Genomic DNA, 15,572 nt, shown 5'->3' on the forward strand with positions numbered 1-15,572 from the left:
CTCCTACAGACAGAGCGGCGGTTGTAGGAGCGCGCTTGCGCGCGATCCGCGCACGCGACTAGATCTCGACCTGCGCGCCCAGCTCGATCAGGCGGTTACCCGGGATCTGGAAGAACGCAGTGGCGGGCAGCGCGTTACGGGCAAGGAAGGCGAACAGCTTGTCGCGCCAAAGGGCCATGCCCGGGCGACGGACATCCGCCACGATCGTTTCGCGCGAGAGGAAGAACGTGGTGTCCATCATGTCGAAATCGAGGCCGAGCGAACTGGCCCGAGAGAGCGACTGCGGAATGTTCGGATCCTCGGCGAAACCGTAGCGCAGCTGCAGGCCATAGAAGCCATTGCCGAACTCGAGCACTTCCATCCGCTCTTCGTAATCGGCCACCGGCGTTTCCAGCATTTCCACGGTGAGCAGCACGTTGCGCTCGTGCAGCACCTTGTTGTGCTTGAGGTTGTGCAGCATGGCATGCGGCACGCTGTTCTGGTTCGCCGTGAGGAACACCGCAGTGCCCGGCACGATCAGCGGCGGGTGGTCGGCGATGTTGGCCACGAAGGGCTCCAGCGCGAGGCCGGATTGCTTGATCTCGCGCACCACCAGGTCCCTGCCACGCCGCCACGTGGTCATCATGGTGAAGATCACCACGCCGAGCACCAGCGGGAACCAGCCGCCGTGGGCGATCTTCAGCGCATTGGCGCCGAAGAACGCCAGGTCGGTGACCAGGAAGATGACGCCGACGGTGATGACCGCCGACCAATGCCAGTTCCAGCGACGCTTGGCCACGACCAGCGCCAGCAGCGTGGTCATGGTCATGGTGCCGGTCACGGCAATACCGTAAGCGGCGCCAAGGTTGTTCGAGGAGCGGAAGAAGATCACCGCGACGAACACCAGCACCAGCAGCAGGCGATTGATCCAGGGCACGAAGATCTGCCCGGACATCTCGCGCGAGGTATGCACGACGGCCATGCGCGGCGAGTAGCCCAGCGACATGGCTTCGCGGGTCATCGAGAACGCGCCCGAGATGACGGCCTGCGACGCAATGACCGCGGCTGCCGTGGACAACGCGATCATCGGGTACAGGAGGTTCTCCGGCACCATTTTGTAGAACGGGTTTTCGATCGCGGTCTGGTCATGCAGCAGCAGCGCACCCTGGCCGAAGTAGTTCAGCAACAGGGCCGGCAGGACGAAGAAAAACCAGGCCATGCGGATCGGCTTCTTGCCGAAGTGGCCCATGTCGGCATACAGCGCCTCACCGCCCGTGAGCGCCAGCACCACGCCACCGAGGGCGATGAATGCCTGCATGCCGTGCTCGGTGAAGAATTTCACGGCGTAGTACGGGTTCAACGCGAACAACACCTGTGGGTGCTGGGCGATCTGGCGAACGCCAAGGATGGCCAGCACGATGAACCACGCGACCATCACCGGCGCGAAGGCCTTGCCGACCAGGTCCGTACCGTGGCGCTGGATCGCGAACAACACGAACAGGATCACCAGGCAGATCGGCAATACGTACGTATCCAGCGTCGGTGCGGCCACTTCCAGGCCTTCCACCGCCGAGAGCACGGACATGGCCGGCGTGATCACGCCATCGCCATAGAACAACGAGGCGCCAAAGATACCGATCGCCGCCAGCACCCAACGCGTGCGCGGCGACCCCGCCACGCTACGCTGGGCCAGGGCCATCAGCGCCATGATGCCGCCCTCGCCCTTGTTATCCGCACGCATCACGAAGGTGACGTACTTCAGCGAGATCACCATCAGCAGCGACCAGAAGATGAGCGAAAGCACACCCAGCACCGCCAGGGGCTGTGGCGTCATGCCGTGCGTACCCAGGGTTTCCTTCATGGTGTACAGCGGGCTCGTGCCGATATCGCCGAACACGATACCGATGGCGCCCAGTGCCAGTTTCGCCAGCTTCTTGCCGTGCGCGTTGCGTAATTCTTCAGCGTGGGACATGCCCATGATCAGCTTCCCAGCGCGGCGCGCAGCGCCTTGCGGATGATGGCTTCGGCGGTATCGCCTTCAGCGGCCACCTTACTAACGAGGCGAGTGGCCTCGGGCGGCTTGTAGCCGAGTTGCTGCAGCGCCACCGTGGCCTCGCCCACCGGATCGACCGGGGCGGCGGCGCCACCGTTACCCGCCGGCAGGCGCACGCCCACCGCATCCACGCGATCGCGCAGTTCCACCACCATGCGTTCGGCGGTCTTCTTGCCAATGCCGGGAATCTTGGTAAGTGCCACCACGTCACCGGCATGCACCAGGCGCGACAGTTCGTCAGTGGAGACCCCCGAAAGCACGGCAAGCGCGATCTTCGCGCCGATGCCGCTGACCTTCAGCAGGTTGCGAAACATCGCCCGCTCGGCATCACGGAGGAAGCCGTACAGCGACACACCATCTTCGCGTACCGCGTAGTGGGTGAGCAGGATGACTTCCTGGCCGGTTGCCGGCAGGTCGTAGATGGTCGACATGGGCGCATCGACCTCGTAGCCGACACCCGACACTTCAATGAGAAGCGAGGGCGGCTGCTTGCTAACCAGGGTTCCGCGCAGGCGGCCGATCATCGGCGACGTCTCCATGCCGTGCGCGGGATACCCACGCGTTCAATACTGGAACGGGTATGCGCATGGGCGATCGCGATCGCCAGCGCGTCGGCCGCATCCGCCTGCAGCGGACCCTTCAGGCCGAGGATCATCCCGATCATGTGCTGGACCTGGGTCTTGTCGGCGCGGCCGGTACCGACCACCGCCTGCTTGACCTCGGTCGCTGCATATTCGTGCACGACGATTCCCTGGCTGACCACGGCACACACGGCCGCGCCACGCGCCTGGCCCAGTTTCAGGGCCGAATCGGCGTTGCGCGCCATGAAGACACGCTCGATCGCGGCTTCCGCCGGACCGTGCGTGCCGATGATGGCGCAAAGTTCGTCAAAGATGCGTTTCAGGCGCAGGGGGAAGGTGGCCTCCCCCCCGATCACCAGGGCGCCGTGCCAGACGTGGACCAGGGCGCCGTTCTCGGCGACGTCGATAATTCCGACACCCGTGCGCTGGCTGCCCGGGTCAATGCCGAGGATTCGTGTCATGGCGGCGAAAGCGGATCGCGTGCGGTGCGGGCAAGGCCGGGGCCTTACTCGTCGTCCGCGTCCTGCGGCAGCACGGCGTTGTGGTAGACCTCATCCACATCGTCGAGGCTATCCAGGCGGGCGAGCAGCTTCTGGAACTGCTCCAGGGCCTCGCCCGTGGGCGTGACCAGCGGGCCATTCGGGTGCATGACCACGTCGGAGCTTTCCACTTCGAAGCCAGCCGCGACCATCGCCTTGCGCATCTCCTCAACGGCAATCGGGTCGGCGGCGAGCAAAACGGTGCCCACGCCATCAGCGATCACGATGTCTTCGGCGTTGTTCTCGATCGCGGCCTCTTCCAGCTTCGCTTCCACATCGGCATCGCCGCCGGTGTGGATCACGACCTGGCCCACGCGGGTGAACTGGAACGCCACCGAATTGGTGGTGCCCATGTTCCCGCCGAGCTTGGTCAGCGCGGCGCGCACGTCGGCCACGGTGCGGGTCTGGTTATCGGTGACGCAATCGATGATCAGCGCGGTGCCCGCCGGGCCGTAGCCCTCGTAGCGCATCTCGTGCATATCGGCGCCGCCATCGGCGCCCGAGCCGCGCTTGATCGCGCGCTCAATGGTGTCCTTGGTCATGTTGGCGGCCAGGGCCTTGTCGACAGCCGCGCGCAGGCGCGGGTTGCCGTTGGGGTCGGGCACGCCGCCACGGGTAGCAATGGTGATTTCGCGGATCAGCTTGGTGAATACCTTGGCGCGCTTGGCGTCTTCGGCGTTCTTGCGACCTTCGATGGACGGGCCTCTACCCATGAGCGTTTCCCGGACCTAACCAGATAGACAGGGGCGGGATTCTAACGGAACTGGAGCGCAACGTGTTTCTGTAGGAGCGCGCTTGCGCGCGATGGGGCGCGTGGCGAGCACCCATCGCGCGCAAGCGTGCTCCTACAAGGGGCAGTGCGGTCAGGGGATGAGGGGAGTATCGAAGCGGCCTTCCCTGAGGAAAAACGCGGCCTGGCGGGCTACGTCAGCGGAGACCAGCATGCCAGTGTGGCTGGTTTCGAGGATGCAGTGGGCGGTGAGGCCCGGCAGGCGGGTCTCTTCCACGCCGACCGAACCATCATGCTGGTCGCCCACGTCGCCGAGCAGCGAACCCAGGCCGACCTGCTGGCGGCCGGCGATCATGCCGACCTCGCGCGATCCATCCCAGTGGTCCAGCCCGTGCGCCAGCAACTCGCGGGAACGGCCCAGCAGCACATCGCCACCCCAGTGGTGGGTGAGGCCACGGGCCGCGCCGCTGCCGTTGAGCGGTGAACCCAGGCAGACGATACGCCCACCCGGTTCGTCCATCTCCCGGCAGGCCAGCAGGGCCAGGATCCCGCCCAGGCTATGGCCCACCACGTGAACCGGGCCAGGGGCGAGGGCCCGGATCCGCTTGCGCAGCCGCGCGATCGCCTGTTCAGGCGGCGCGGCCACGCTCATGTACTCGAACTGATGGACGTTGAAACCTTCCTCACGCAGGCGCCGGTGCAACATCGCCATGGCGAAGCCACGCATCCACAGGCCGTGGAGCAGGATCACATCGGGCAATACGGCATTCATCGGTTTCGAAGGACAGCGGTCAGACTTTCAACGGCTCCGCGGCATCGACGCGGACATGCAGTTCCTTTAGCTGCGGGGCCGAGACCGCCGACGGGGCGTCGGTCATCAGGTCCTGCGCGCTGGTGGTCTTGGGGAAGGCGATGACGTCGCGGATCGACTCGGTGCCGCCCATCAGGGCCGCGATGCGGTCGATACCGAAGGCCAGGCCACCGTGGGGCGGCGCGCCCATGCGCAGTGCCTTGAGCAGGAAGCCGAACTTCGCCTCGGCCTCGTCCGGGCCAATGCCCAGCAGCTCGAACACCGCGCTCTGCATCTCCGGGCGGTGGATACGGATGGAACCGCCGCCGATCTCGTTGCCGTTGAGCACCATGTCGTAACCGCGGCTCAGTGCCACGGCAGCGTTGGCGCGCAGATCGGCGATGTCATCGATATTCGGGGCAGTGAACGGGTGGTGCAGCGCCACGAAGCGCTTTTCCTCTTCGTCCCACTCGAACATCGGGAAATCGGTGACCCACAGCGGCTTCCAGCTGTTTTCGACCAGGCCACGGTCGCGGCCCAGCTTCAGGCGCAAGGCGCCCATGAAATCGGTGACGACCTTCCAGCGGCCGGCGCCGAAGAACACGATGTCGCCGTTGCCGGCGCCGGTCAGCTCCAGCACCTTGTTGAGCGCAGCATCGTCGAGGAACTTGGCAACCGGCGAGTTGATGCCCTCGCGGCCCTTGGCCAGGTCATCCACCTTCAGCCAGGCCAGGCCCTTGGCGCCGTAACGGCCGGCGTACTCGGTGAGCACGTCGATATCCTTGCGCGACAGATCGGCAGCCCCCGGGACGCGCAGCGCGGCCACGCGGCCCGCCGGGTCATTGGCCGGATCGGCGAAGACCTTGAATTCCACGTGCTTCACCGCTTCGGCGATGTCGGTGAGTTCCAGCGCGATACGCAGGTCGGGCTTGTCCGAGCCGAAGCGGCGCATGGCCTCTTCATAGGTCATGCGCGGGAAGGTGGCATCGAGCTCGACGCCGCGCACTTCGCGAAAGACGTGGCGGATCAGGTTCTCGACAAAGCCCTGCACATCACGCTCTTCAACAAAGGCGAACTCAAGGTCGAGCTGGGTGAATTCCGGCTGGCGGTCGGCGCGCAGGTCTTCGTCACGGAAGCAGCGGGCGATCTGATAGTAGCGGTCGAAGCCGGCCATCATCAGGATCTGCTTGAACAGCTGCGGCGACTGCGGCAGCGCGTAGAACTGGCCCGGATGCACGCGGCTGGGCACAAGGTAGTCACGTGCGCCTTCGGGCGTGGCCTTGGTCAAGATCGGGGTCTCGATATCCTGGAACCCCGCGGTATCGAGATAGCGGCGTAGCTCACGGACCAGCGCCGTGCGCGTGCGCATCAGCTTCTGCATCTCGGGGCGGCGCAGGTCGAGGTAGCGGTAGGTCATCCGCATATCCTCGTTCGGGTTCTCGTGCAGCGCGAACGGCAGGTCGCGCGCGGCGTTGAGGATCTCGACCTTGTCGGCCAGCAGCTCGATGGTGCCGGTCTTCAGCTTGTCGTTCACCGACAGGCGCTTGCGGATCTGGCCGGTCACCTTGATGACGTACTCGTAACCCAGCTCGCCGGCCACGGTGAAGGCATCGGTATTTTCGCGCTCGATCACGACCTGGGCGATGCCCTCATGGTCGCGCAGGTCGACGAAAGCCACGTGGCTCTGCAGGCGCAAGGTGTTGACCCAGCCACACAGGGTGACTTCCTGGCCGACCAGGGACTCATCGATGAGGCCGCAAAAATGGGTGCGCATGCGCTTGGGGCTCCGCGGTGCAATGCAAAAGAAAAGACCCCGGATCGTACCACGACCCGGGGTCTCCATAAGGCCATGTAGGAGCGCGCTCGCGCGCGAAAAGCCAACGAAGCGCCCGGCAACCGCGCCAGGAACCTCGCTACCCCTTACCGCCCGATATCGAACTTCCCGCGACAACCCCGGTCCGCCCAGATGCCATCCCGGGTGAACCCGTAGGAATAGCCCTCGCGGCAATCGTTCTTCGAGAGCTGTTCGACCAGACGCGCGCCCCGGCCAATCGGCAAGCGGCAGAACACCCGCTTATTGTCCTTAGACTCGCAGTCGAAGATCTGGCCACCGCCACCGTAACCCGGGCGGCCACCGCCGTAGCCCGGCCGGCCATCATCCCCCCAGCCCGGGCGGCCACCGCCGCCCCAGCCACCAGCCTCCTGGAAGATGCCCCGGCAGCCGTCATCCACCCACAGGCCGCCGCGATCGATATCCCATGTGCGGCCACGGATACAGGCCGTCTTCGAATCCTGGCGGATCAGCCGCGCATCGCGCCACGGCACGCGGCAGTACGAGCGCTTGCCGTTGTCGCTATAGCAATTGACGGTGTCGCCGCCACGCTGGGCGTGCGCGGCAGGCGGGGCCATGAACAGGCCCGCGCCAAGGGCGAGCATTGCAACCATTCCAAGCAGGCGTTTCACGGCCGGTGTGTCCTTTCGATCGAGGTGTCGCAAAAACTATCGGAAGGATCCGCAACGCTGATTGAACGGATCGCAGGAAATCGTTGCCATCGCGTGCAGCCCCTGTAGGAGCGCGCTTGCGCGCGATGGGTCCGGCACCGTCAGTCCCCGGATTTAGCACCCGATGCCGGGGCCGGAGCAGGCGCGGGAGCAGGCGCAGCAGCCGGCGCCGGCGTCGCCGCAGGCGCACCCGATGAGCCCTCCACCAGGTTTTTCTTCTTGTCCCCGTCTTTCTTGAAATCGGTCTCGTACCAGCCACCGCCGGCCAAGCGGAACTGCGGCGCGCTTAGCATACGGCCCACGCGCGGCTCGCCGCAGCTCGGGCAGGTCTCCGGATCGGGGTCCGACATCTTCTGCAGGCGGTCGAAGCGGTGGCCACAGGCCTGGCACTGGAATTCGTAGATGGGCATGGCGGGGTCCGGGGATGCTTTAGCCGGTCATTATCGGGGAGTTGGGGCTATCGCGCGCAAGCGCGCTCCTACACGGGGCAGGACCGTCGTGGTGTGATCGCGCGCAAGCGCGCTCCTACAGGGGCCTTCGCAGGTCGTTTGTAGGAGCGTACTTGCACGCGATGGGTCTGGCGATTACGCGGCGGAGAACCGGATGTGGTTCCCGTCGGAATCGACCCGGATGGTCTGTCCCGGTGAGAACTCGCCACGCAGGATGCTCTGCGCCAGCGGGTTTTCGAGCTGGACCTGGATCGCCCGCTTGAGCGGCCTTGCACCATAGACCGGATCGAAACCGGCGCTGCCGAGCAAATCGAGCGCCGCATCGCTGATATCCAGCCCGAGCTGGCGCTCGGCCAGTCGCTTCGACAGGTAGCTCAGCTGGATCCGCGCGATCGAGCGGATCTGCTTCTTGTCGAGCGGGCGGAACACCACGAGGTCGTCAAGGCGGTTGATGAACTCCGGACGGAAGTGGGCCTGCACCACGCCGAGCACGGAGGCCTTCATCTGCAGGTAATCCGCCTCGCTGTCGCCGGCCTGCTCGTGGATCACGTTGGAACCCAGGTTCGAGGTCATGACGATAACGGTGTTGCGAAAGTCGACCGTGCGACCCTGGCCATCGGTGAGCCGCCCATCATCCAGCACCTGCAGCAGGATGTTGAACACATCCGGATGCGCCTTCTCCACCTCATCCAGCAGGATCACGCTGTACGGACGGCGACGGATCGCCTCGGTGAGATAGCCACCCTCTTCATACCCGACATAGCCCGGAGGCGCGCCGACCAGGCGGCTTACGGAGTGCTTCTCCATGAACTCGCTCATGTCGATGCGGACCATGGCGTCCTGGGTATCGAACAGGAAATCGGCCAGCGCCTTGCACAATTCGGTCTTTCCCACGCCCGTGGGGCCAAGGAAGAGGAACGAGCCATAGGGGCGGTTCGGGTCGGACAAGCCGGCGCGCGCGCGACGGATCGCATCGGACACCGCACGAACAGCTTCATCCTGGCCGACGACACGCCCATGCAACGCGTCTTCCATGTGCAGTAGCTTTTCGCGCTCACCCTCCAACATCTTCGACACGGGAATACCGGTCCAGCGCGCAACTACCTCGGCGATTTCTTCCGCGGTGACGCGATCCTGCAACAGGGTGAAATCCTGGCGCTCGACCTTCTGCGCATCGGCAAGCTGCTGATCCAGCGCCGGCAGTCGGCCGTACTGGATCTCGCTCATCTTCGCGAAATCCTGCCGACGCTGCGCAGCCTCCAGCTCGAGGCGAGCGGCTTCGATCTGCTCCTTGATCTTCGTGGCCCCCTGCAAGGTCGCCTTCTCTGATTTCCAGACTTCGTTGAGGTCGGAGAACTCGCGATCGAGCTTTTCGATGTCGGCTTCGAGCGTGGCAAGACGCTGCCTTGATTCATCGTCCTGCTCTTTCTTCAGCATCTCGCGCTGGATCTTGAGCTGGATGAGGCGGCGCTCGAGGCGATCGAGCTCCTCCGGCTTGGAATCGATTTCCATGCGAATGCGCGATGCCGCTTCGTCCATCAGGTCGATGGCCTTGTCGGGCAGCTGGCGATCGGGGATGTAGCGCGATGACAGCGTCGCCGCGGCGACGATGGCCGGATCGGTGATCTCCACGCCATGGTGCACGGCGTAGCGTTCCTTGAGCCCACGCAGGATCGCGATGGTGTCTTCGACGCTGGGTTCGCCCACGTAGACTTTCTGAAAACGACGCTCCAGAGCGGCATCCTTCTCGACGTACTTGCGGTATTCATCGAGCGTGGTCGCGCCAATGCAATGCAGCTCACCGCGGGCGAGCGCGGGCTTGAGCATATTGCCTGCATCCATGGCGCCATCGGCCTTGCCTGCACCCACCATGGTGTGCAACTCGTCGATAAACAGGATGACCCGGCCTTCCTGCTTGGAAAGGTCGTTGAGCACGGCCTTCAGGCGCTCCTCGAACTCGCCGCGGAACTTCGCACCGGCGATCAGCGCGCCCATGTCCAGTGAGAGAACGCGCTTGTCGCGCAGGCCCTCGGGCACTTCGCCGTTGATGATGCGCTGGGCCAGGCCCTCCACGATCGCCGTCTTGCCGACGCCGGGCTCGCCGATCAGCACGGGGTTATTCTTGGTGCGGCGCTGCAGGACCTGGATGGTGCGGCGAATTTCTTCATCGCGGCCGATGACCGGGTCGAGCTTGCCGCTTTCAGCGCGCTCGGTCAGGTCGATCGTGTATTTCTCCAGGGCCTGGCGTTGCTCCTCGGCGTTCTCCGACTGGACCTTTTCGCCGCCGCGCAGCTTGTCGATCGCGGCTTCGAGGCGCTCTTTCGTGGCGCCGGCACCCTTCAGCGCGCCGCCGAGTTCACCCCGGTCTTCCAGGGCGGCAAGCAGGAACAGCTCACTCGCGATGAACTGGTCGCCGCGCTGCTGGGCCAGCTTATCGGTGAGGTTGAGCACGCGGTTGAGGTCGTTGCCGACGCTGATGCTGCCCTCCTGGCCGCTAACCCGCGGCAGGCGATCGACCGCTTCCGCCACACGCTGGCGCAACGCCGGTACGTTGACCTGGGCCTGGGTGAGCAGCGGGCCGGTGGACCCGCCCTGCTGGTCGAGCAGCGCCAGCAACACGTGGGCAGGCTCGAGGATATTGTTGTCGCGGCCAACCGCCAGCGACTGTGCGTTGGCCAGCGCCTGCTGGAAACGCGAGGTAAGTTTATCCATGCGCATCGATGGTCTCTCCCAAAGGTTCTGGCGTGCCCCGGGCCCTCCCCGTAGCCGCCTCTGGTGTCACAGATGCGGGTGAGATCGTGCGCCTTCAACAGTACAGCGATCGTGTTCATCTCCGTTTTTTTACTATCGGGGAGGCATCCTCGGGAGAAACCTGCTGGATGGAGCTGCCGTGACCGAACGCCACACCCCCCTGCCCGCGCCCGACGCTGACCGCGTCGACCAGCGCTCGGCCCTGTTCCTCGATGCCGACGGGACGCTGCTGCCGTTCGCCGAGGATCCGGAAGACGTGGCGCTGCCGCACGGCCTGCTGGCCACCCTGGATGCCTTGCACGATGCACTCGGCGGCGCGCTGGCCCTGGTCAGCGGGCGGCCGATCGAAGGGCTCGACCGGATTTTCCAACGCCCCGGCTGGGCGGCGGCCGGGCAACACGGACTGGAGCGTCGCGCTGCCGATGGCAACCTTACCCTCATGCCGGTTGATAGCGACGAGCTGGCCCGGCTCCGCGAAGCCGTGCACAGCGCGGCAAGAGCCTTGCCCGGCCTGCGGGTCGAGGATAAGAGCTGGTCGGTAGCGCTGCACTGGCGCGAGCATCCCGAGCACGGCCCGACGGTAGAGCGGCTGGCGCCAGCGATCGCGGCGATGTTCCCTGGGTTCGAGCTTCAGCCGGGAAACCACGTGTGCGAGTTCAAGCCACGCGGCATGGATAAGGGTGTCGCGGTGGCGACATTTCTTGAGGAAGCCCCGTTCCAGGGCCGGCACCCGGTGTACCTCGGCGATGACCTGACCGACGAGCACGCCTTCGTGGTGGTGAACGCACGTGGCGGCATGTCGGTTCGTATTGGTGCAAGAACGCCGTCATACGCCGCGTTCACATTGTCTAGCCCGGCCGATGTCCATGCTTGGCTGGATAAAGTGAAATCCATGTTGACATAGGGAGCCGCAGGCAAACGATGAGCCGACTGGTCGTCATTTCTAACCGCGTGGCGCTGCCGAAACAGACGCAGACCGGCGGCCTCGCGTCAGCCATGAACGCGGCGCTGCAGGAGATGGGGGGATTGTGGTTCGGCTGGAGCGGCAACATCGCTGCCGAAACCGGCAAGGAGCTGCACGAGGTGGAAGAAGGCAACATTGCCTACGCCACGATCGACATGTCCAAGACCGACCACGACGAGTATTACAGTGGCTTCGCTAACCGGGCCCTGTGGCCGCTGTTCCACTACCGCGCCGACCTGGTCGATTACCGCCGTGACCATCTCGAGGGCTACCTCCGGGTGAACCGGATCTTCGCGCGCCGCGTCGCGAAGTTGCTGAAGAAGGACGACATCGTCTGGGTGCACGATTACCACCTGATCCCGCTGGCGGCGATGCTGCGCGAGCTGGGTGTGGAGAACCGGATCGGCTTCTTCCTGCATACGCCGCTACCGGCGGCGGGCCTGCTGATCACCCTGCCCCGCCACCGCGAGCTGCTGGAGCCGCTGGCCTCGTACGATCTGGTCGGCCTGCACACCCAGCGCGACCTGCGCGCACTCGAGGATTATTTCCTGCATGAGCTGGGCGCCGCGATGCGAACGGGCGGCCGCATCCGCGCCGCCAACGGCCGTATTTTTCGCGCTGGCGTGTTCCCCATCAGCATCGACACGGCGGAAGCCGTGGAGCTGGCCCACCGCGCGGAGGACAGTGGGGCCGTCTCCAAGCTGAAGGCATCTATCGACGACCGCGCGCTGATCATCGGCGTGGACCGCCTGGACTACTCCAAGGGCTTGCCGGAGCGCTTCGAAGGCTTCGCGCGCCTGCTGCGCGACCATAAGGACATGCGCGGGCGGGTCTCCCTGCTGCAGATCGCCCCGCCGTCGCGTTCCGATGTCCCGGAGTACCGCTCGCTACGCCGCGAACTCGAGCGCAGCGCCGGGCATATCAACGGCCAGTACGCCGAACCGGACTGGGTGCCGATCCGCTATGTGAACAAGTCCTTTGGCCACAAGGTGCTGGCAGGCTATTTTCGCGTCGCGAAGGTCGGCCTGGTCACGCCGCTGCGCGATGGCATGAACCTTGTGGCGAAGGAGTACGTGGCTTGTCAGGATCCCCAGGATCCCGGCGTGCTGGTGCTTTCCCGCTTCGCCGGCGCGGCCCAGGAGCTGGATGCGGCCCTGTTGGTGAACCCTTCGGACCTGGATGAAGTCTCCGAGGCGCTGAAACGCGCGCTGGAAATGCCGCTGAAGGAACGGCGCATGCGCTGGCAATCGATGATGGACGTGCTCGAGCGCAACGACATCACCCACTGGCGGAACCTGTTCCTTCACGCATTGATGGAGCCGCCGAAGGTGAAGCCTGAGATTTACGTGCAGACGCCGATGACCGCGCCCTGAGGGGTTACCGGTCGCGCGCAAGCGCGCTCCTACACAAGATCTGCGCAGGCTCTTGTGCGCGACCGCGCGCAAACCTTGTAGGAGCGTGCTTGCACGCGATCAGCCTACGTAGCGGTGACGCGGCTATCTGGTCCAGACAAGCGACGCAAATCGCCCGCTCTGCGCACCATCTCGCCGATACGAATACAGCCGCGCGTCGGTCAGCGTGTCGAATCCGCCACCGCTGACGTGGGTGACACCCACGGAAGCCAACCGGCGGCGAGCCAGGCTATAGAGGTCACACAGCCAGTGGCCGGGCCGGGTGGCCACGAATGCCTCAGCCGAGCCGGGATCATGCGCGACGAAAGCCTCGCGGACCTCCTCGCCCACCTCATACGAGGCACCGCCAATGGCAGGGCCTAGCCAGGCCTGGATGCCCTCGGCATCCATGGCCTTCACCGTGTTCTCGAGAACCCCGGCCGCCAGCCCGCGCCAACCCGCGTGGGCGGCGCCAATCGTCTGCCCATCCGCCGAGGCGAACAGCACCGGCAGGCAATCGGCTGTAAGGATGGCCAGGACCTGGCCGGGACCACGGGCCACGGCGGCGTCAGCCACCGGTTCCTCGTCGCCGGCCGACGGGCCTGTCACCGGGCTACCCGGGCTCTCTGGTCGTTCGGCCACGTCCGTACCGTGAACCTGGCGGAGCCAGAGGGGCTCGCGTGGAAGCCCCAGCGCCGTGACCACCGCGGCCCGGTTCGCCGCCACGGCCATGACGTCATCCCCCGAGCGCAGCCCAAGGTTCAGCCGGCCATAGGGCCCGGCTGAGACGCCCGGGCCCTGCCGGGTGGAGACCGCGGCGTCGACGCCCTTGGACGCCGTCCAGTCCGGGCGGATCCAGGCGTCGGCCATTCGCTCAATCCTCGATCGGGTTCAGGACCGTGTCCGCGCGCAGGGCCTCGATCAGGGCGTCCTGATCCGGTGGCCGCGGCGACTCGAACTCCAGGTATTCACCCGTGATCGGGTGCTCGAAGGCGAGCTTCTCCGCGTGCAGGGCCTGGCGGCGGAAGCCACGCAGGGCGTCGATCAGCTCCTGGCTGGCACCGCGCGGCAGGCGCAGACCGTTTGCGTAGAGCTGGTCACCGACCAGCGGATGGCCGATATGCGCCATATGCACGCGGATCTGGTGCGTACGGCCGGTCTCCAGTTGGCATTGCAGCACAGTGTGGCCACGGAAACGCTCGCGGACGCGGTAGTGGGTCACCGCCTCCTTGCCACCCTGCTCGACGTCGCGGATACCCTGCTTCAGCCGATCGTGCTGGTGCCGGCCGATGGCCTCATCGACCGTACCGCCGGCCACCATGGTGCCCAGCACCACGGCCTCGTACTGGCGGTGCACATCGTGGCGGGACAGCATGGTGACCAGCGCCGTCTGGGCGGCGATGGTCTTGGCCACGACCATCAGGCCCGAGGTGTCCTTGTCCAGGCGGTGGACGATGCCGGCGCGGGGCAGCTCGGCCAGGGCCGGCAGCCGGTGCAGCAAGGCGTTGAGCATCGTTCCGGCCGGATTACCGGCGCCGGGGTGCACGACCAGGCCCACCGGCTTGTCGATCACCATGACATCGTCGTCCTCGTAGACGACGTTCAGGGCGATATCCTCGGGCTGGGCATCGCCCACCTCGCTGGCCAGCTCCGCCTCCAGGACCACCGATTCCCCGCCGTGCAGCAGCGTGCGTGGCGCCACGGGAGCGCCATCCAGCAACACCTTGCCGTCCTTGATCCAGGCCGTAAGGCGGGATCGGGAGTAATCGGGGAACATCTCGGCCAAAGACTGGTCGAAACGCCGTCCTGCGGCCGTTAGCGGCACCGTGGCCTCGTGTCGTACCGTCGTCATACAGCCTCGCCCGGCCGGGGGCCGGTTTCAGCTATCATGCCCATTCGCTCAAGCATCCGAACTCTCTCAATGCGTGCAACTAAAATCACCATTCTGCTCGTCCTCGTCATGACGATGAGCGCCTGCTCGATGTTCCGCAGCAAGAAGGAAACGATCGACACCATGCCGATCGACCGACTCTATGCGAACGCGCACGACTCGCTGGAACACTCTGACTATTCCGCAGCCGAGAAGGCCTACCAGCGCCTTATCGCGCGCTTCCCGTCCGGTGATATCAACGAACAGAGCCAGATCGAGCTGGCGTACGCGCAGTACAAAGACAACAAGCCGGATGACGCGTACTCGACGATTAACCGCTTCATCAAGACGTTCCCGACCCATAAGCATGCTGATTATGCCTTCTACCTGCGTGGTCTGATCAATTTTGATCGCACCACCGGGTTCCTGGAGCGTTATTTCCAGCATGGCGACGATACGGGCGCCACCCGCCGCGACCAGGGTTTCAACCTGACCGCGTTCGACGATTTCAGCCAGCTGACCCGTCGATACCCGAACAGCGCCTATGCGACCGATGCCCGCCAGCGCATGATTTACCTGCGTAACCAGTTGGCGCAGTTCGAAATCCACGTCGCTGAGTACTACCTGCGGACGAAGTCGTATATCGCCTCGGCCGACCGCGCCCAGTATGTGGTCGAGCATTACCAGCAGTCGCCGGAAACGGCCGACGCCCTGGCGATCATGACCCGCAGCTACCTGGCCCTGGACCGCAAGCCGCTGGCCGACCAGGCCCGCCAGGTGCTGGCCCTGAATTACCCGGACCACCCGTACCTCACGGACCCGAACTGGCCGCACCACCCGTCGATCTGGCGCAAGGCCATCCCGTTCTCGGGACACCACTAAGAAAAAAGCCGGCGAAAGCCGGCTTTTTTATGCGAACCCCTGTAGGAGCGCGCTTGCGCGCGATGGGGTTACGGCGAGCACCCATCGCGCG

At 65.3% G+C, this 15,572-nt stretch carries 14 protein-coding genes; 3 read left to right on the forward strand and 11 right to left on the reverse strand.

What is annotated here, in order from left to right; genetic code table 11:
• Window positions 1-58: 58 nt before the first annotated feature.
• From VGN46_RS15170 to clpB, 9 genes are all read right to left on the reverse strand, one after another.
• Window positions 59-1,951, reverse strand: a complete 1,893-nt coding sequence (locus tag VGN46_RS15170) for a potassium transporter Kup (protein WP_331644689.1) — start codon at window positions 1,949-1,951, stop codon at window positions 59-61.
• Window positions 1,952-1,959: 8 nt separating this feature from the next.
• Window positions 1,960-2,556, reverse strand: a complete 597-nt coding sequence (gene ruvA / locus VGN46_RS15175; protein WP_331644660.1) for a Holliday junction branch migration protein RuvA — start codon at window positions 2,554-2,556, stop codon at window positions 1,960-1,962.
• Window positions 2,553-3,074 carry a crossover junction endodeoxyribonuclease RuvC gene (ruvC, locus tag VGN46_RS15180; protein ID WP_331644662.1) on the reverse strand — a complete coding sequence of 174 codons (522 nt, stop codon included), beginning with the start codon at window positions 3,072-3,074 and terminating at the stop codon, window positions 2,553-2,555. The genes ruvA and ruvC overlap by 4 nt, the downstream gene beginning before the upstream one ends.
• A gap of 44 nt (window positions 3,075-3,118) precedes the next feature.
• Window positions 3,119-3,865: a YebC/PmpR family DNA-binding transcriptional regulator gene (locus tag VGN46_RS15185; RefSeq protein WP_331644664.1), complete on the reverse strand. Its 747-nt coding sequence runs from the start codon at window positions 3,863-3,865 to the stop codon at window positions 3,119-3,121.
• Between the two features lie 150 nt (window positions 3,866-4,015).
• Window positions 4,016-4,654 (reverse strand): alpha/beta hydrolase, encoded by a 639-nt coding sequence (locus VGN46_RS15190; protein WP_331644666.1) that lies wholly within the window; start codon window positions 4,652-4,654, stop codon window positions 4,016-4,018.
• A gap of 19 nt (window positions 4,655-4,673) precedes the next feature.
• Window positions 4,674-6,446: an aspartate--tRNA ligase gene (gene aspS, locus VGN46_RS15195; protein ID WP_331644668.1), complete on the reverse strand. Its 1,773-nt coding sequence runs from the start codon at window positions 6,444-6,446 to the stop codon at window positions 4,674-4,676.
• A 146-nt stretch (window positions 6,447-6,592) separates the two neighbouring features.
• A complete protein-coding gene (locus VGN46_RS15200; protein ID WP_331644670.1) occupies window positions 6,593-7,135 on the reverse strand; it encodes a DUF3011 domain-containing protein in 543 nt (180 codons plus the stop codon).
• A gap of 140 nt (window positions 7,136-7,275) precedes the next feature.
• Window positions 7,276-7,584 (reverse strand): zinc ribbon domain-containing protein, encoded by a 309-nt coding sequence (locus tag VGN46_RS15205; protein WP_331644672.1) that lies wholly within the window; start codon window positions 7,582-7,584, stop codon window positions 7,276-7,278.
• Between the two features lie 174 nt (window positions 7,585-7,758).
• The gene (clpB, locus tag VGN46_RS15210; protein WP_331644674.1) at window positions 7,759-10,341 is read right to left on the reverse strand and encodes an ATP-dependent chaperone ClpB; all 2,583 of its coding nucleotides are present in this window, start codon (window positions 10,339-10,341) and stop codon (window positions 7,759-7,761) included.
• 172 nt (window positions 10,342-10,513) lie between these two features.
• Between clpB and otsB the strand changes: the two genes are divergently transcribed.
• Both otsB and otsA read left to right on the forward strand, forming a co-directional pair.
• A complete protein-coding gene (gene otsB, locus VGN46_RS15215; protein WP_331644676.1) occupies window positions 10,514-11,278 on the forward strand; it encodes a trehalose-phosphatase in 765 nt (254 codons plus the stop codon).
• Between the two features lie 17 nt (window positions 11,279-11,295).
• A complete protein-coding gene (gene otsA, locus VGN46_RS15220) occupies window positions 11,296-12,711 on the forward strand; it encodes an alpha,alpha-trehalose-phosphate synthase (UDP-forming) (RefSeq protein ID WP_331644678.1) in 1,416 nt (471 codons plus the stop codon).
• A gap of 123 nt (window positions 12,712-12,834) precedes the next feature.
• On the opposite strand, the gene pgeF is transcribed toward otsA, so the two are convergent.
• Both pgeF and rluD read right to left on the reverse strand, forming a co-directional pair.
• The gene (gene pgeF / locus VGN46_RS15225) at window positions 12,835-13,599 is read right to left on the reverse strand and encodes a peptidoglycan editing factor PgeF (RefSeq protein ID WP_331644680.1); all 765 of its coding nucleotides are present in this window, start codon (window positions 13,597-13,599) and stop codon (window positions 12,835-12,837) included.
• Window positions 13,600-13,603: 4 nt separating this feature from the next.
• Window positions 13,604-14,581: a 23S rRNA pseudouridine(1911/1915/1917) synthase RluD gene (rluD, locus tag VGN46_RS15230; protein ID WP_331644681.1), complete on the reverse strand. Its 978-nt coding sequence runs from the start codon at window positions 14,579-14,581 to the stop codon at window positions 13,604-13,606.
• A gap of 69 nt (window positions 14,582-14,650) precedes the next feature.
• Here rluD and VGN46_RS15235 point away from each other — a divergent pair, with 69 nt between their 5' ends.
• Entirely contained in the window at window positions 14,651-15,481 is an 831-nt protein-coding gene (locus VGN46_RS15235; RefSeq protein ID WP_331644683.1) for an outer membrane protein assembly factor BamD, read from the forward strand.
• Window positions 15,482-15,572: the final 91 nt, after the last annotated feature.

The organism is Luteibacter sp. (assembly GCF_036500425.1).
In the GTDB taxonomy this organism is placed as follows: Bacteria; Pseudomonadota; Gammaproteobacteria; order Xanthomonadales; family Rhodanobacteraceae; genus Luteibacter.